Source organism: Mesorhizobium loti R88b, from assembly GCF_013170845.1.
Lineage (GTDB): Bacteria > Pseudomonadota > Alphaproteobacteria > Rhizobiales > Rhizobiaceae > Mesorhizobium > Mesorhizobium loti_B.
On record NZ_CP033367.1, the window covers coordinates 200,872 to 218,135 of the forward strand.

The 17,264-nt window shown below is 63.1% G+C and carries 15 protein-coding genes; 8 read left to right on the top strand and 7 right to left on the bottom strand.

What is annotated here, in order from left to right; translation table 11 throughout:
- Window positions 1-89 precede the first annotated feature (89 nt).
- Entirely contained in the window at window positions 90-1,277 is a 1,188-nt protein-coding gene (locus EB235_RS00940; RefSeq protein WP_027032823.1) for a glycosyltransferase, read from the bottom strand.
- A 155-nt stretch (window positions 1,278-1,432) separates the two neighbouring features.
- Here EB235_RS00940 and mutS point away from each other — a divergent pair, with 155 nt between their 5' ends.
- Complete coding sequence (gene mutS, locus EB235_RS00945; protein WP_027032822.1) at window positions 1,433-4,162, top strand: DNA mismatch repair protein MutS; 2,730 nt, start codon at window positions 1,433-1,435, stop codon at window positions 4,160-4,162.
- On the opposite strand, the gene EB235_RS00950 is transcribed toward mutS, so the two are convergent.
- The 4 genes from EB235_RS00950 to EB235_RS34645 all read right to left on the bottom strand — a co-directional run bounded on the left by EB235_RS00950 (window position 4,163) and on the right by EB235_RS34645 (window position 8,417).
- Window positions 4,163-5,008, bottom strand: coding sequence for an aldo/keto reductase (locus EB235_RS00950; protein ID WP_027032821.1), 846 nt, complete (start codon window positions 5,006-5,008; stop codon window positions 4,163-4,165).
- Between the two features lie 87 nt (window positions 5,009-5,095).
- Window positions 5,096-5,485: a CopM family metallochaperone gene (gene copM, locus EB235_RS00955; protein WP_027032820.1), complete on the bottom strand. Its 390-nt coding sequence runs from the start codon at window positions 5,483-5,485 to the stop codon at window positions 5,096-5,098.
- A 58-nt stretch (window positions 5,486-5,543) separates the two neighbouring features.
- Window positions 5,544-8,057 (bottom strand): heavy metal translocating P-type ATPase, encoded by a 2,514-nt coding sequence (locus EB235_RS00960; protein ID WP_027032819.1) that lies wholly within the window; start codon window positions 8,055-8,057, stop codon window positions 5,544-5,546.
- A gap of 60 nt (window positions 8,058-8,117) precedes the next feature.
- Window positions 8,118-8,417 carry a hypothetical protein gene (locus tag EB235_RS34645; RefSeq protein WP_245268991.1) on the bottom strand — a complete coding sequence of 100 codons (300 nt, stop codon included), beginning with the start codon at window positions 8,415-8,417 and terminating at the stop codon, window positions 8,118-8,120.
- Here EB235_RS34645 and EB235_RS00965 point away from each other — a divergent pair.
- From EB235_RS00965 to murJ, 3 genes are read left to right on the top strand one after another with little or no spacing between them, the layout of a single operon-like run.
- Window positions 8,301-9,110, top strand: coding sequence for a glycosyltransferase family 25 protein (locus EB235_RS00965; protein ID WP_245268973.1), 810 nt, complete (start codon window positions 8,301-8,303; stop codon window positions 9,108-9,110). The genes EB235_RS34645 and EB235_RS00965 overlap by 117 nt on opposite strands.
- Window positions 9,111-9,143: 33 nt before the next feature.
- Window positions 9,144-11,945: a [protein-PII] uridylyltransferase gene (locus EB235_RS00970; RefSeq protein ID WP_027032817.1), complete on the top strand. Its 2,802-nt coding sequence runs from the start codon at window positions 9,144-9,146 to the stop codon at window positions 11,943-11,945.
- Between the two features lie 43 nt (window positions 11,946-11,988).
- Window positions 11,989-13,587, top strand: a complete 1,599-nt coding sequence (gene murJ, locus EB235_RS00975) for a murein biosynthesis integral membrane protein MurJ (RefSeq protein WP_027032816.1) — start codon at window positions 11,989-11,991, stop codon at window positions 13,585-13,587.
- On the opposite strand, the gene EB235_RS00980 is transcribed toward murJ, so the two are convergent.
- Entirely contained in the window at window positions 13,562-13,966 is a 405-nt protein-coding gene (locus EB235_RS00980; protein ID WP_027032815.1) for a type II toxin-antitoxin system VapC family toxin, read from the bottom strand. The two genes, murJ and EB235_RS00980, sit on opposite strands and share 26 nt — an antisense overlap.
- Window positions 13,966-14,211, bottom strand: coding sequence for a PSK operon transcription factor (locus EB235_RS00985; RefSeq protein ID WP_027032814.1), 246 nt, complete (start codon window positions 14,209-14,211; stop codon window positions 13,966-13,968). Before EB235_RS00985 ends, EB235_RS00980 begins: the two co-directional genes overlap by 1 nt.
- A gap of 184 nt (window positions 14,212-14,395) precedes the next feature.
- On the opposite strand from EB235_RS00985, the gene trpS reads away from it, so the two are divergent.
- The 4 genes from trpS (at window position 14,396) to EB235_RS01005 (ending at window position 17,183) form a co-directional block, all read left to right on the top strand.
- On the top strand, window positions 14,396-15,463 hold the full coding sequence (trpS, locus tag EB235_RS00990) for a tryptophan--tRNA ligase (RefSeq protein WP_027032813.1): 1,068 nt from the start codon (window positions 14,396-14,398) through the stop codon (window positions 15,461-15,463).
- Between the two features lie 104 nt (window positions 15,464-15,567).
- The gene (locus EB235_RS00995; RefSeq protein ID WP_027032812.1) at window positions 15,568-16,059 is read left to right on the top strand and encodes a universal stress protein; all 492 of its coding nucleotides are present in this window, start codon (window positions 15,568-15,570) and stop codon (window positions 16,057-16,059) included.
- A gap of 145 nt (window positions 16,060-16,204) precedes the next feature.
- A complete protein-coding gene (locus EB235_RS01000; protein ID WP_027032811.1) occupies window positions 16,205-16,774 on the top strand; it encodes a NifU family protein in 570 nt (189 codons plus the stop codon).
- A gap of 82 nt (window positions 16,775-16,856) precedes the next feature.
- Window positions 16,857-17,183 (top strand): NIPSNAP family protein, encoded by a 327-nt coding sequence (locus tag EB235_RS01005; RefSeq protein ID WP_027032810.1) that lies wholly within the window; start codon window positions 16,857-16,859, stop codon window positions 17,181-17,183.
- The last annotated feature ends 81 nt before the right edge of the window (window positions 17,184-17,264 follow it).

The following is a 17,264-nucleotide window of genomic DNA, read 5'->3' on the forward strand; positions in this document are numbered from 1 at the left end:
GTGCTTTGTTTCGCTCCGAATTAAGACCACGCGCCGCCCCGTGTAAACCGCCAAGCTGGGCAAAGCTGCTTCAAAGCGGACACGTTCGGTCAGGAACCATGCTGCGCTGACTTGAATGCCGCGATCTCACGTGCATGCTCGCGCAGCGTGGCCCAGCGCATCAAGGTTCCAGCACCCTGAAATGGCCATTGCGAGAAGGGCGGGTCGCTGCTGCCCAGGCGCTGCTTCAGTGCCGACAGATAGGCCGTCAGGTCCAGCCGCCCGGCCCGCACTTTTTCAAGCGTGCGCTCGCGGATTTCCTCACGCGGGATGGCGCGGTCGCGGAGCCGCTCGACCGCGCGCCTGATGGCTGCCGGTTCCGGCTCGACGATCATGCAATAGTCCGGGTCGAAAAAGACGTCCCGGCCGCCGAGGCTTGGCGTGCTAACGATCGGCAGACCGGCGAGCAGATATTCCATGGAGGCATACATCGCCCCCTCCTCGGCCGACAGGCAAAGTCCGACGGCGGCCTGGTTGTAGACACGGTTGACTTCGGGTGTTGTCAGCTTGGCGGTCATGCCGTCGACGATCGGATTGGCGATGTGGTGCAGCGGTGATTGCGCCTGCAGGCGGCGGATAAAGGCACGGGCGCCGGCTGGTGACACCTCGCCGATCGAAAAGGTGATATGAACCAGCCTTTCAATGTCGAGCGCGAGATAATGGCGCTTGGTGTGCGAAATGCGGCCATTATAGACGGCGTCGAATACGACCGGCACGTCCGGCAACGGGCGGAACATCTCTTCCGAGACCATGAGATTGTGGTTGGAAACGATCGCGGTGCCGCCGGCCGCGGCAACAAGGTGGCGTTCCTCTTCGGTGTTGCAGAGGAAAATCAGCTCGTGAAGCGGGAACCGCTTGCGGTACCAGGCTAGATCCGCGCCCATCCTTCCGACCACATGCGGCCGCTCCAATGTCCAGTTCGGCGACAGCAGCAAGGTCGCGCGCCGCTTGGCCAGGCGCCGACCGATGGCGGCGACGGTGGAGAGCGGGCGGGCGCCACCGATCGGCGTATAGAGTATCAGCGGATCGTGGCTGACCGCATAAACCGAAACGACCATGCCCCCGTCGACATCCCGCAACGGACCATGGATCGGAAGAAGGAAAGGTATGCGCTTGGCGGCCGAAAGCCGGGCCTTGCCAAAAAGCTTGGCCGCGCGCCGTACGATGTCCAGCCGCTCGAAGGGCGAACGGACCGCACCGATCATCTCCTCGAATGCTTCCTGGCCAAACCTGTCCATCTGCCAATGCCTTGTCCGCAGCGATGATTAAGTGCGACTTCACCTCGTTGCAATGCTGGTGAGCCCATCAAACGATGGTGGCGGCAACGCAGTCGTCCCCTGCTTTTCGAGACGCCGGCATTAAACCCTGCCATCACATCTGCTAGCGTGTCGGCATGAACATGCACATTCCGAACGAGCCGGACGCCCCTGAGGCCATGAGGCCGTTGCCGGCCGCCACTGCCGGCGCCACGCCAATGATCGAGCAGTTCATCGAGATCAAGGCGGCGAACCCGGATTCGCTGCTGTTCTACCGCATGGGTGATTTCTACGAGCTGTTCTTCGACGATGCCGAGAAGGCAAGCCGGGCGCTGGGCATCGTTCTCACCAAACGCGGCAAGTACCAGGGCCACGATATCCCGATGTGCGGCGTGCCGGTGCATGCGGCCGACGACTATCTGCAGAAGCTGATCGGCCAGGGGTTCCGCGTCGCCGTCTGCGAGCAGATCGAGGATCCGGCCGAGGCGAAGAAGCGCGGCGGCAAATCCGTGGTGCGCCGCGACGTGGTGCGGCTGGTGACGCCGGGCACCATCACCGAGGACAAATTGCTGGCGCCGTCGGAATCGAGTTTTCTGATGGCGCTGGGGCGGGTGAAAGGCGGCAGCGACCACAGCTTTGCAATTGCCTGGATCGATATCTCGACCGGCGCGTTCCGTGTTGCCGAGACCACCGCCGACCGGCTGCTGGCCGACATCTTCCGCGTTGACCCACGCGAACTGATCGTCGCCGAGCCGGTGTTTCATGATCCCGAGCTGAAGCCGGTGTTCGACGTGCTTGGCCGCGTTGCCAGCCCACAGCCGCCGAGCCTGTTCGATTCGGCCTCGGCCACCGGGCGCATCGCGCGCTTCTTCGACGTGGCGACGCCCGACAGTTTCGGGGCGTTTTCGCGCGCCGAACTGTCAGCGATCTCGGGCGCCATCGCCTATGTCGAGAAGACGCAGAAGGCAGAGCGGCCGCCTTTGTCGCGGCCGGAGCGCGAGGAGCAGGGCTCGACCCTGTTCATCGATCCGGCAACGCGCGGCAATCTCGAGCTCTTGCGCACATTGTCCGGCAGCCGCGAGGGTTCGCTTTTCAAGGCAATCGACCGCACGGTGACCGGCGGCGGCGCAAGGCTGCTGGCCGACCGGCTGATGGCGCCGCTGACCGACCCGGCGGCGATCGGCGCCCGGCTGGATTCGGTTTCGTTCTTCCGCTCCGAGACGCGGCTGTGCCAGGCGGTGCGGACGAGCCTGAAAAGCGTCGCCGACATGCCACGTGCGCTATCCAGGCTGGCGCTCAACCGTGGCGGCCCGCGCGATCTCGGTGCGCTGCGAGCCGGTTTCGAGGCCGCCGGCGCGATCGCCGAAATCTTTGCCGCGACCGCCCTGCCCCAGGAATTGACGGCATCGCTAGACGCTATTCAAGCACTGCCCCAGGCGCTTGCCCGGCATCTGACGCAGGCGCTGGGCGAGGAACTGCCGCTGCTCAAGCGCGACGGCGGCTTCGTGCGTGGCGGCTACCACCCGGAACTCGATGAGATGCGGGCACTGCGCGACGAATCGCGAAAGGTGATCGCCGGGCTGGAGCGCTCGCTGATCGAGGAGACCGGCATCCGTTCGCTAAAAATCCGGCACAACAATGTGCTCGGCTATTACATAGAGGTGACCGCCAACCACCATGCGATCATGACCGGCAGCGATGGCGCCAAGGCGCGCTTCATCCATCGTCAGACCATGGCGAACGCCATGCGCTTCACCACGACCGAGCTTGCCGAACTCGAAACCAAGATCGCCAATGCCGCCGACCGGGCACTGAGCATCGAACTGAACGCCTTCGATGCGCTGACTGTGGAGGCAGTCGGCGAGGCGGAAAAAATCCGCGCCGGCGCCGATGCGCTGGCGGTGATCGACGTGTCGGCGGCACTCGCGCTTCTGTCGGAAAGCGAGGCCTGGTGTCGGCCGGTGGTGGATTCCAGCCTCGCCTTCGAGATTTCGGGCGGCCGGCATCCGGTGGTCGAGCAGGCACTGCGCCGTTCCGGCGAAGGCCCGTTCGTCGCCAATGATTGCGACCTCTCCCCGGAGGGCAGCGCCAAGAACGGCGCCATCTGGCTGCTGACCGGCCCCAATATGGGTGGTAAGTCGACCTTCCTGCGCCAGAATGCCCTGATCGCCATCCTGGCCCAGACCGGCTCCTTCGTGCCGGCGGCATCGGCTCATATCGGCGTCGTCGACCGGCTGTTCTCGCGCGTCGGCGCCTCCGACGATCTGGCGCGCGGCCGCTCGACCTTCATGGTCGAGATGGTCGAGACGGCGGCGATCCTCAACCAGGCCGGCGAACGCGCGCTCGTCATTCTCGACGAGATCGGCCGCGGCACCGCCACCTTCGACGGTCTGTCGATCGCCTGGGCGGCGGTCGAATATCTGCACGAGAAGAACCGCTGCCGGGCGATCTTCGCCACCCATTTCCACGAAATGACCTCGCTCGCCGGCAAACTGGCGCGGCTGCACAACGTCACCATGCGGGTCAAGGAATGGGAAAACGACGTCGTCTTTCTGCATGAGGTCGGCAAGGGCGCGGCCGACCGCTCCTACGGCGTGCAGGTGGCGCGACTGGCCGGGCTGCCGGAAGCCGTGGTCGACCGCGCAAAGCAGGTACTGCACCAGTTGGAGGAAGGCGAAGTTTCGGGCAAGACCAACCGTCTGGTAGACGACCTGCCGCTGTTTTCCGTGGCGGTAAAGCGCGAGGCAGCGAAGCCGGTGAAGAACGACGCGCTGGGTGCTGCGCTCGGCGACATCAACCCCGACGAGATGACGCCAAGGGAAGCACTGGAGGCATTGTACCGGCTGAAGGGGCTGGCCGGGAAGTAATCAGATCATCTCCAGCCCGCGCTTGCGCGTCGGTGGCGGGAACGCGCGGTCGAGATCGGCGAGATCCTCGCCTGTAAGCTTGATGTCGAGCGCGGCAAAATTCTGACGCACATGCTCCTGGCTGCTGGCCTTGGGGATGGCGATGACGCCGTCCTGCTGCATCACCCAGGCGAGAGCGATCTGAGCTGCGGTCGCATGGTGGCGGGCGGCGACGGCGTCTAGGCGGCCGTTGTGCGCCAGCGCGCCTTGCTCGACCGGCGAATAGGCCATCAGCGGAATGCCGCGCTGCCGGCTCCAGGGTGCGAGATCGAACTCGAGGCCGCGCCGGACGAGGTTGTAGAGCACCTGGTTGGTCTGGACGGTGCCGCCATTGGCCACGCCGACCAGCTCTTCCATTTCCTCGGTGTCGAAATTGCTGACACCCCAATGGCGGATCTTGCCGGCCTTCTTCAAGGCCTCGAAGGCCTCGACCGTCTCCGCCAACGGCACGCTGCCAGGCCAGTGCAAGAGATAGAGGTCGATGCGGTCGGTGCGCAGCCGCTTCAGGCTGTTTTCGCAGGCGCGCTGCACACCGGCGCGGGAAGCGTTTGACGGTAGCACTTTCGAGACCAGAAAAGTCTCGTCGCGGCGCCCGGCGATGGCTTCGGCCACCACCTCCTCGGCGCCGCCGCTGGCATACATTTCGGCGGTGTCGATCAGCGTGATGCCAAGATCGAGACCGAGCTTTAGAGCGTTCACTTCACCGGCACGGCGGCGCGAATCCTCGCCCATCTTCCATGTGCCCTGGCCGAGCACGGCAATGGCTTCGCCTTGGGGTAGCGTGGTGGTTCTGATGGCCGATGGCATGGCAGGCTCCGTTTGAGGCCGGATCGCATCACAGGGCGGGCGGGAAATCCAGAGATATCCTTGCCCGATTCTTCGTCGCGAAAAGGCTCACTTCACCGGGTGGGCGGCGAGCCAAGCCTGCATCTGCTTGATCTCGGCTTCCTGCGCGGCGATGACGCCTTCGGCGAGCTTGCGGATTTCCGGGTCCTTGCCGTTGGCGAGTTCGACCTTGGCCATGTCGATGGCGCCCTGATGGTGCGGGATCATGCCGCGGACGAAGTCTACATCGGCATTGCCGGTGTATTTGACCATCATGCCCTTGTGCATCTTGTCCATCGCCTTCTTGTAGCCAACGGTGGCAGGGCTTTGTGCCCCCATCGCCATGCCGGCCATGTCATGTTTCATCTCTTCGCTCTGCGCTGGAACGCTTTCGAGGAAGACGGCGAGCAGCATTCCGGCCGCCATCAGCAAAAGCACGAGTTTTTTAGCCAAGGTCATTCATGGTCTCCTGTTGCTTCGGTGTGGTATTTTGGGGTTTCGTATTTGGGGGTTTGGATCACAGTTTCAACGTTCTCAGCCGCAATGCGTTTGATATGACCGACGCAGAGGACAGGCTCATCGCCGCTGCCGCCAGCATCGGCGACAAAAGCGTGCCGGTGAGCGGATAGAGCACGCCGGCGGCGACCGGCACACCAAGCACATTGTAGAGGAAGGCGAAGAACAGGTTCTGGCGGATGTTGCGGATCGTTGCCTGGGCCAGCGTTCGAGCCCGCACGATACCGTTGAGGTCGCCCTTGACCAGCGTGATGCCGGCGCTTTCGACGGCGACATCGGCACCGGTGCCCATGGCAATGCCGACATCGGCGCTGGCCAAGGCGGGTGCGTCGTTGACGCCGTCGCCGGCCATGGCGACACCGGCACCCCTGCCGCGCAGCTCTTCGACGAGCGCCGCCTTCTGTTCCGGCAGTAGCCCGGCGCGAACCTCATCGATACCGAGGCTTTTGGCGATCGCCCTGGCGGTGCGCTCATTGTCACCGGTCGCCATGATGATCCGCAAGCCGCTGTCATGCAGCGCCCGGATCGCCTCGGCGGTGGTCGCCTTGACCGGATCGGCGACGGCAACGATGCCGGCCAGTCTGCCGCCGACAGCGACGAACATCGCCGTCTTGCCTTCAACCTGCAGCGCCTCGACCTTGGCCGAGATGGCTGCGATGTCGATGCCAAGATCGGCCATCATGGCGGCATTGCCGAGCGCGACAGTTTTTCCGGAGACCGTGCCGGACACCCCCTTTCCGGTGATTGCCTCGAAATCTCCGGCATCGGCGACAGTTACACCGCGCGCGGCGGCGCCGTCGACGATGGCCTCGGCCAGCGGATGCTCCGACCCCTTCTCCAGGCCGGCTGCAAGCGCCAGCAATTCGTCTTCGGAAAAGCGGTCTGCTGCCAGAACATCGGTCAGTTTCGGCCGTCCCTCGGTCAGCGTTCCCGTCTTGTCGATGATCAGCGTGTCGACGGAGGCAAAGCGTTCGAGCGCGGCGGCTTCCTTGATCAACACGCCGACATGCGCTCCGCGCCCGGTGGCAGTCATGATCGACATCGGCGTGGCGAGGCCGAGCGCGCAGGGACAGGCGATGATCAGCACCGAGACCGCCGAGACGATGGCAAAGATCAGGCTGGGCTCTGGGCCGAAAACCGCCCAGGCAATGAACGCGGCGATGGCGATAAGAACGACGGCCGGGACAAAATAGAAGGAAACGCGATCGGCCAATCCTTGAATGGGAGCGCGCGAGCGCTGTGCCTTGGCGACGAGTTCGACGATGCGCGCAAGCGTGGTCTCGGCGCCGATCCGCTCGGCGCGCATGATCAGCGAGCCGTTCTTATTGAGCGTGCCGCCGGTCAGGGCGTCGCCTTCTGCCTTTTCGACCGGCAGCGGCTCGCCTGATATCATCGACTCGTCGATCGAGGAACGACCTTCCAGCACGGTGCCGTCGACCGGCACGGCATCGCCGGGCCGAATGCGCAGGCGATCCCCGGCCTTGACGCTGTCCAGCGGCACATCAGCCTCGGAACCGCCTTCGGCGATACGCCGCGCGGTCTTTGGCGCCAGATCGAGCAAGGCGCGGATCGCCGATCCGGTCTTTTCGCGGGCGCGCAATTCCAGCACCTGGCCGAGGAAGACCAGAGCGACAATGACAGCGGCGGCCTCGAAATAGACCGGCACCGCACCGCCATGGCTGCGGAACTGGTGCGGAAAGATGTCGGGGAAGAACGTGGCGATAATGCTGTATAGATACGCGGCACCGACGCCGAGCGAGATCAGCGTCCACATATTGGGGCTGCGGTTGAGGATCGATTCCCCGCCGCGATGGAAGAACGGGAACGCAGCCCACAGCACCACCGGGCTCGCCAAAGCCAACTCAACCCAGGTCTTTGTCCGGTCGCTGACCAGATTTTCGAAGCTCAGGCCGACCATCGGCGCCATGGCGATGATCAGAAGCGGGACCGACAGGGCCCCGCTGACCCAGAACCGCCTGGTGAAGTCGACCAGTTCGGGATTTGGCCCTTCATCGCCTTTTGGCACGCCCATCGGCTCAAGAGCCATGCCACAGATCGGGCAGGAACCGGGCTTGTCGCGGATGATCTCTGGATGCATCGGGCAAGTGTATTGCGTGCCCTTGGGTGCCGGCACCGGCGCCGGCCTGCCGGCGAGATAGGTTTGCGGCGCTGCTTCGAATTTCGCCTTGCAGCCGGCGGAACAGAAATAGAAGCCTTGCCCTTCATGGCGGAGAAAGTGCCTGGCTGTAGCGCGGTCGACGCTCATGCCGCAGACGGGGTCGGTGGCCGTCAGGAATTTTTCCGGCTCCGCGACAAATTTCGTGCGGCAGCCTTCACTGCAGAAATGATAGAGCCGGCCGCCATGTTCCGATGTCGGCTTGCCGGCGGCCGGATCCACGGTCATGCCACAGACCGGATCGCGCAGAACCGCATCCACGACCACACCTTTCGGCGTACAGCAGCCGCCATGGGCGCTGTGGTGGTCACCGTGGTGGTCATGATCTGAATGCGTCATTCCAAAAATGCCTTTATGCCTCTGTCTAATGCGGAGGTAGTGCTTCCAGTAACTGGAAGGTCAAGGGCTGTTTGGATTTTTCGCGTTTTCGGCAGTAGATCGGGCCAGTCGTTCAGAAAAGCCCATACACCGGGGCACAGCATGTGCTAGTAGGTGCCGATATTCCAAAAATGATGCCGTTTCCTTTAAACAATGAAATGTCTGGTCATCAATCTCGATCGGTCTACCGACCGTCTCGCCCATATCGCGGCGGAGTTTGCCCGCATCGGCATCGCCTTCGAGCGAATCGTTGCAACGGATGCCCGTGACCGTCCTGACCTGATGCTGCAACCACAGCACGTGCTGTACGGAGTCCGGCATTTGACCGCCACCGAGGTGGCCTGCATGCACAGCCACCGCGCCTGCTGGTCGATCATCGCTCAGGATAGCGCCCCCTATGGCGCAGTGTTCGAGGACGACATCGTGTTTTCGGCGAAAGCCGGTACGCTGCTTGCCGACATCAGCTGGATTCCAGCGGATGCCGATGTCGTCAAGCTCGAAACATTCTTCAGAAAAACCATGATCCAGCGAAAAAGGACTGCCGTCGGCAACGGCTTTTTCCTCTCCAGGCTCATCTGGAATCACGTTGGAACCGGCGGCTACATCCTGTCGAGGCAGATGGCACGCGATCTGTTCGAAGCCACAGCACGGGCCAACGCAGCCGCCGATGATGCGGTCTTCAATCCGGCGTTCCCGACGGCGACCGGCAAGACAATCTACCAGCTCATTCCCGCGATCTGCGTGCAGGATCAGTTCGTCGGCGACAGATTTCCAAGCCTGCTTTACGAGGAAAGGGAGGCCTCCTGGGACGTAAGCGGGCTCAACACGAAACGCCGAAGGCCGATCGCCGAGAAGGTATGGAAAGAGACAAGGCGGATCATCGATTGGGTAGCCGACTACAGCAGGCTGCGGCGATTTACGATCGTCCCTTTCGACGCGCCGGGGGCGCAAGACCAGCCCACATGCGGCGCTGTCGACCGGCCCCATACCCAGCGCCGCGAAAACACGCTATAGACGCCGCCCAAAAGGCAAGGCCAACCGGTACCTATGGCGAAAATCTCCCTGAAGCTCGATGAACTGATCGACGGCGAAGCCTTGCGACGCGAGATGACCGCGCTGACGACGGCCACCGACGGCGATGGTTCCGGGAAGGCCGCCCGTGCCGGCGCTCTGCAGCTTCTCAAGACCCGGCTCGCCGAAGGCCGAAAGATCGCCGAGGCAATGCTGATGGAGGACGGCGGCGGCAATGCCTGCGCCGAGCGGCTGTCGCATCTCATGGATGAGCTGATCCGGGCGCTTTACGATTTCGCGGCAAACCACGTCTACCGGGTGAAGAACCGGTCGTCTGCGGAGCGCATGGCCGTCGTGGCGGTCGGCGGCTACGGCCGCGGCACGCTGGCGCCGGGATCCGACATCGATCTTCTGTTCCTTTTGCCCTACAAGCAGACGCCGTGGGGCGAACAGACCGTCGAATACATGCTCTACATGCTGTGGGATCTGGGCTTAAAGGTCGGCCACGCCACCCGCAACATCGATGAGTGCCTGAGGCTGTCGCGCACCGACATCACCATCCGCACCTCGATCCTGGAAGCGCGATTCCTGTGGGGCGAACGCAAGCTTTACGACGAGCTGATGCTGCGCTTCGACCATGAGGTGGTGCGCACCACCGGTCCGGAATATGTCCAGGCCAAGCTCGCCGAACGCGACGAACGCCATGCCAAGGCCGGCGAGAGCCGCTATCTGGTCGAACCCAATGTCAAGGACGGCAAGGGCGGCCTGCGCGACCTGCAGACGCTGTTCTGGATCGGCAAGTATTTCTACCGGGTGCGTACCGGCGAGGAACTGGTCGACAAGGGCGTCTTCACCGAGGCCGAGTACCGCGAGTTCCAGAAGGCCGAGGATTTCCTGTGGGCGGTGCGCTGCCACATGCATTTCCTCACCGGCAAGCCCGAGGAACGGCTGCATTTCGACATCCAGCGCGAGATTGCCGAACGGCTTGGCTACACGACCCATCCCGGCTTGTCGGCGGTCGAGCGCTTCATGAAGCACTACTTCCTGGTCGCCAAGGATGTCGGCGACCTTACCCGCATCTTCTGTGCCGCGCTCGAGGAGGAGCAGGCCAAGCACGTGCCGGGCTTCAACCGCATCTTCCTCACCTTCCAGCGCCGCAAGCGCAAGCTCGCCGGCACGTCCGATTTCATTGTCGACAACCACCGTATCAACATCGCCGACGACCAGGTGTTCGAGCGCGATCCGGTCAATCTGCTCCGACTGTTCTGGTTCGCCGACAAGCACGGGCTGGAGTTCCATCCCGATGCGCTGAAGCTGCTCACCCGCTCGCTTGGCCTGGTCAACAAGTCGCTGCGTCGCGATGAGGAGGCCAACCGGCTGTTCCTCGACATATTGACCTCCGACCGCAATGCCGAACTCAATCTGCGGCGCATGAACGAGGCCGGACTGCTGGGCAGGCTGATCCCCGATTTCGGCAAGATCGTCGCCATGATGCAGTTCTCGATGTACCATCACTATACGGTCGACGAGCACCTGATCCGCTGCATCGGCGTGCTGGCCGAGATCGAGCGCGGCGACGGCGAAAAGGTGCATCCGCTGTCGCATTCGCTGATGCCGGGCCTGAGGAAGAGCCGCGAGGCGCTCTATGTCGCCGTGCTGCTGCACGACATCGCCAAGGGCAGGCTGGAGGATCACTCCGAGGCCGGCGCCCGGATCGCACGCCGCATCTGCCCGCATATGGGGATGTCCGCCGCCGACACTGAAACGGTTGCCTGGCTGGTCGAGAACCACCTCGTCATGTCGATGACGGCGCAGACGCGCGACCTCAATGACCGCAAGACAATCGAGGATTTCGCCGCGATCGTGCAGTCGGTCGAGCGGCTGAAGATGCTTTTGATCCTCACTGTCTGCGACATAAGGGGCGTCGGACCGGGGGTGTGGAACGGCTGGAAGGGCCAGCTGCTGCGCACGCTCTACTATGAGACCGAACTGCTTTTGACCGGCGGCTTTTCGGAAGTTTCGCGTGCCCAGCGCACGGCCGCGTCACGCGAACGCCTGGCCGAAGCGCTTGCCGACTGGCCCGAGAAGGACCGCAAGCGCTATGTCGGGCTGCACTACGAGAACTATCTGCTGGCCGTCGACCTGCCGGATCAGCTGCGGCATGCCGAATTCATCCGTGAGGCGGACGCGGCCGGCAACAGGCTCGCCACCATGGTCAAGACCCACCAATTCGAGGGGGTTACCGAAATCACCGTGCTGGCGCAGGACCATCCCCGCCTGCTGTCGGTGATCGCAGGTGCCTGTGCCGGGGCCGGCGGCAACATCGTCGACGCGCAGATCTTCACCACCTCGGACGGCCGTGCGCTGGACACGATCCTGATCTCGAGGGAATTCGACCGCGACGAGGATGAGCGCCGGCGCGCCGAGCGTGTCGGCCGGCTGATCGAGGACGTGCTGTCGGGCAAGAGCTGGCTGCCGGAGATGATCGAGAAGCGCACCAAGCCCAGGCGCGGATCCAAGGTGTTCAAGATCCCGCCGCGCGCCGAAATCCGCAACACGCTGTCGAACCGATTCTCGGTCATCGAGGTCGAGGGGCTCGACCGGCCCGGCCTGCTGTCGGAGATCACCGGGACCTTGTCCGACCTGTCGCTCGACATCGCCTCGGCGCACATCACCACCTTCGGCGAAAAGGTCATCGACACATTCTATGTCACCGACCTCACCGGCCAGAAGATCGACAGCCCGGCCCGCATCAACACGATCCGCAACCGGCTGATGGCGACGCTGGAAGGCATCGCGCCCGAACGCGGCGGCAAGGCCAGGGCGGCCGCCGAGTGACGACAATTTCCCCTTCCCAATTCCGCAGGCAGTTTCCAGACTTATGAGCCTCGTCAAGAAATTCGCAACGGTTGCTTCCGGCACGCTGATGAGCCGCGCGCTTGGCTTTGGCCGCGAGATGCTGATGGCGGCAGCGCTCGGCACCGGACCGGTGGCCGATGCCTTCAACGCCGCCTTCCAGTTTCCCAACACCTTTCGCCGGCTGTTCGCCGAAGGCGCCTTCAACGCCGCCTTCGTGCCGCTGTTTGCCAAGGAGATCGAGACGCACGGCACCGACGGCGCCAAACGCTTTTCGGAGGAAGTGTTCGGCGTGCTGTTCTCGGCGCTGCTGGCGCTGACCATCGCCATGGAACTGGCGATGCCGCTGATCGTGCGCTATCTGGTGGCACCGGGTTTCGCCGACACGCCGGGCAAGTTCGAGACGACCGTCACGCTGGCGACGATCATGTTCCCGTATCTGATCTGCATGTCGCTTGCGGCCATGATGGCCGGCATGCTGAATTCCCTGCGCCGCTATTTCGCGGCTGCCGTCGCACCCGCTTTCCTCAACATCATCCTCATCAGCGTGCTTGGCTATGCGTGGTACCACGGCATGGATGCGCGTGCCGTTGGTTTCGGCCTGTCCTGGGGCGTGTTGGCGGCGGGGCTCGTGCAACTCGCCATCGTCTGGGTGGCGGTGCGCAACGCCGGCATCGCGATCGGCTTTCGCCGCCCCAAGCTGACGCCCAACGTCAAGCGGCTGCTGATCCTGGCGCTGCCGGCGGCGATCACCGGCGGCATCACCCAGATCAACCAGCTGATCGGCACGGCGATCGCCTCGGCGCAGGACAGTGCCGTGTCCTCGCTTGCCTATGCCGACCGCGTCTACCAGTTGCCGCTCGGCGTCGTCGGCGTGGCGGTGGCAATCGTGCTGCTGCCCGAACTGTCGCGGGCCCTGAAGTCGGGCAATTTGATCGAGGCCGCCAATCTGCAGAACCGCTCGGTCGAGTTCACGCTGTTCATGACCTTGCCGGCGGCGGCCGCACTCTGGGTCATGGCCGAGCCGATCGTACGGCTGGTCTATGAGCGTGGCGCGTTCGCCGCTAACCATTCGACGCCGACGGTGGCGGCGATCCTGGCTATCTTCGGTCTGGGCCTGCCGGCCTTCGTGCTGATCAAGGCCTTCACCCCGGGCTATTTCGCGCGCGAGGACACGCGCACGCCAATGACCTTCGCCGCCATTTCGGTGGCGGTGAACGTTGCCACCGCATTGACCCTGTTTCCCAGAATGGGCGCGCCCGGCATTGCGGTCGCCTCGGCCGTGGCCGGCTGGGTCAACGCGGTGATGCTGCTTGCCGTGCTGATCCGGCGCGGCCATTGGGGCCGCGACGTGCCGTTGCTGAAGCGCATTCCACGGCTGGTGCTGTCGGCGGTCGTGATGGCGGTGGCGCTGTATTTCGCCGAGCACTATTTCGCCGCGAGACTCGGACCAGGCTCGCCGCTGGTCGTCAAGGCGACGACGGTGCTGGCGCTGGTTGCCGGCGGAGCGCTGCTTTATTTTGTAACCGCCTTCGCCACCGGTGGCGCAGATTTCGGCATGATCCGGCGCAATGTCGGGCGCAAGGGACCGCCAGCGCCTAAGGAACAATCTCCAGATCCGTAAGCCGGAATTCGTCGGCCGTCGAAAGCACCGGAACAGCATAATAGCGCGCGCAAGCGTAATGAAAGCAGTCCGCCAAATTCAATCGGATGGCGTTGTTGCGAAATCGCGAAGCGGCCTCAATGGACAACGACGTTGTGTCAGAGGCTGGCGGAAGCTCCCGCAAGGCGATAGCCCGCTCTTCAAGAAAACGGCTGACTATCTTGAGGCTCACTTCGACCGGTACTGCCAGCTTTTCGGATCGCGAAAGCGCCATTGATGCTTCCCATACAGCGATCGCTGACGTGAACGGAGCAGATGCTTCGACGATCGCTTGCGCACAGCGTTCGGCTTCGGCCTCTTGGCTCAACATCGCAACAATAGCGGCAGCGTCGACAAACATCAGTCTTCGCCTGACAATTCGTCGTAGACTGACCGCGGAAGCGGATTGCGTGCCTGCTCGCTCAACTCAATCCCGAACTCGGTGCGGAGCCTTGCCGCCGTCTCCAAGGGTGTCTCGCGGTTGCGACGACGTTCCAAAGCCTCGCGCATGGCGATCACGATTGCCTCGGTGATGCCAACGCCCTCGATCCTGGCGAAGGCACGCGTCAGGCTATCCGCTTCCTTGTTGTTGATGTTGATCGTCATGTTCGTCTTTGCACCGATATGTAGCAGAAATAATGTAGTCATCTACACTACGGAGTCAACATCCTACGGTTCGTTTGGGGTCGAAGCACTCTTGATCCGCCCCGCACTCTCGTCCATAAGCGCGCCGTCTAAAAGACTTTCGCCGCGCGCGAAACGGCCCTCCACAAGCCCTGAGGAAAACCCGATGTCCGCCTTCAAGCCCCTCGTCTTCTCCGGTGTCCAGCCGACCGGCAATCTGCATCTCGGCAACTATCTCGGCGCCATCAAGAAATTCGTCGCCCTGCAGGAAACGTCCGACTGCATCTATTGCGTCGTCGACCTGCATTCGCTGACCGCGCAACTCGTCCATGACGACCTTGCCGACCAGACACGCTCGATCACCGCCGCCTTCCTCGCCTCCGGCATCGACCCGAAGAAGCACATTGTCTTCAACCAGTCGCGGGTGATGCAGCATGCCGAGCTCGCCTGGATCTTCAATTGCGTCGCGCGCATCGGCTGGATGAACAAGATGACGCAGTTCAAGGACAAGGCCGGCAAGGACCGCGAGAATGCCTCGCTGGGGCTGCTCGCCTATCCCTCGCTGATGGCTGCCGACATCCTGCTCTATCGTGCCACGCATGTGCCGGTGGGTGAGGACCAGAAGCAGCATCTGGAGCTGACCCGCGACATCGCGCAGAAATTCAACAATGATTTTTCCGACCGCATCGCCAGGCTTGGCGTCGGCGTCGAGATGCAGATCGGCGAGGAGACGGTGAATGGTTTCTTCCCGATCACCGAGCCCGTCATTGGCGGCCCGGCGGCGCGCATCATGAGCCTGCGCGACGGGTCGAAGAAGATGTCGAAGTCGGACCCGTCGGACCTGTCGCGCATCAATCTGACTGACGATGCCGACACCATCTCGAAGAAGATCCGCAAGGCCAAGACCGATCCGGAAGCCTTGCCGAGCGAAGTCGACGGCTTGGAAAGCCGGCCGGAAGCTGAAAACCTGGTCGGCATCTACGCCGGGCTGGCCGAGATGTCGAAGGCCGACGTGCTCAGGGAATTTGGCGGCCAGCAGTTTTCGGTGTTCAAGCCGGCGCTGGCCGACCTCGCGGTGGAGCGACTGGCGCCGATCGCCGCCGAGATGCGCCGCATCGAAGGCGACCGCGCCTATGTCGACGCCGTGCTCAAGGACGGCGGCGAACGCGCCGGCGTGCTGGCTGAGACCACGATGAAGACCGTGCGCGACATCATCGGCCTTCTGCAGGGCTGAGCCCGGCCTCGGTGCACTGCATCAACACTGGCACAAGACCGGCGGCTTGCCGCCGGTCTTGTGCGGTGGCAGATTGCGGCCGAAAACACATCGAGTAGATAGACATGGTCTCCAAACGCCTCAGTCGCGAAGCCGGCCATCGCAGGAAATTCCTGACGATCATCGACGACACGCCGGAGTGCGAGCGCGCCGTCGCCTACGCCTCGAAACGCGCGCTGAGCACCAGCGGCACGCTGGTGCTGCTCTATGTCATCGAGCCGGACGATTTCCAGCACTGGCTGGGCGTCGAGAAGATCATGCGCGAGGAGGCGACCGCCACGGCACGCGCGGCCCTGGACAGCTACGCCAACAAAGTGCGCGAGAAGCTCGGCATCGAGCCGGAGATGGTGGTGCGCGAAGGCAAGCCGACGGAAGAAATCCACAAGCTGATCGAGGAAGACCAGGACATCGCCATCTTGGTGCTGGCGGCCGGCGCCGGCAAGGAGGGACCGGGGCCACTGGTCGGCGCGGTGGCCGGCAAGGGTGCGGCTTTCCCTATTCCCGTCACAGTGGTGCCGCAGAATCTGTCCGATGAAGAGATCGATAGTCTCGCCTGAGCCCGCCAGGGATCCTGTTCCCCAGCCAGCAAAAACATTCCACCAGCCAGCCATTCCAGTGATGCGTTTCGCTTGAATGTCCAGCCGATAGAGCCTATTTAGAACTATTCCAAACTATCTGCCCGAAACGGGCACGGAGGCGGCCATGTTCATCCAGACCGAATCGACGCCCAATCCGGCGACGCTGAAATTCCTGCCCGGCAAGGAAGTGCTGCTGGAAGGCACCGCGGATTTCCGCGATGCCGACAGTGCGGCCACGGCCTCGCCGCTCGCCGGTCGGCTGTTCGAAATCCCTGGCGTTACCGGCGTCTTTTTCGGCTACGACTTCATCACCGTGACCAAGGACGGTCCCGACTGGCAGCACCTGAAGCCGGCGCTTCTTGGCGCCATCATGGAGCATTTCATGTCGGGCGCGCCCGTCATGGCCAAGGCCGGCCCTGCCGCCGAGACCAGCGAGACCGGTGAATTCTACGACAAGGCTGACGAGGAACTCGTCGTCACCATCAAGGAGTTGCTCGACACGCGAGTACGCCCTGCGGTGGCCCAGGATGGCGGCGACATTACCTTCCGCGGCTTCGAGAATGGCACCGTGTTCCTGCACATGAAGGGCGCCTGCGCGGGTTGCCCGTCATCGACGGCGACGCTGAAGCACGGCATCCAGAACCTGTTGCGGCATTTCGTGCCCGAAGTGCAGCAGGTCGAACAGGTCTCCTGACCCACCTTTGATAATTCTACCCTGCTGACCATCTGGTCCGATTTTCTTCGGCTCCGGGTTATCGATCAGAAGGAACTCCAAGATGATCTACGAACTTCGGGTTTACCGGGCTTTGCCGGGACGCTTGCCAGCGCTTCTTGATCGCTTCGACAAGATCACGCTCAAATTATGGGAAAAGCACGGTATTCGCCAAGCGGGTTTCTTTACCACGCTGATCGGTGCTTCGAACAACGAACTGACCTATTTGCTGGCATGGGAATCGCTGGCCGAACGCGAAGAGCGCTGGGCGGCGTTCGTGAAGGACCCTGCCTGGAAGCAGGCGCGGGAAGATTCCGAGCGTGATGGCCAGATCACCGAGACAATCACCAACCAAATTTTGGTTCCCACCTCGTTCTCGGCGGTGTCCTGACCGCCGAGCAGGCGTCGCATCGCGCAAATAACAAAAAACCGGGCCGAATTGCCCGGTTTTCTGTTTGGGACGTCCGTTGTT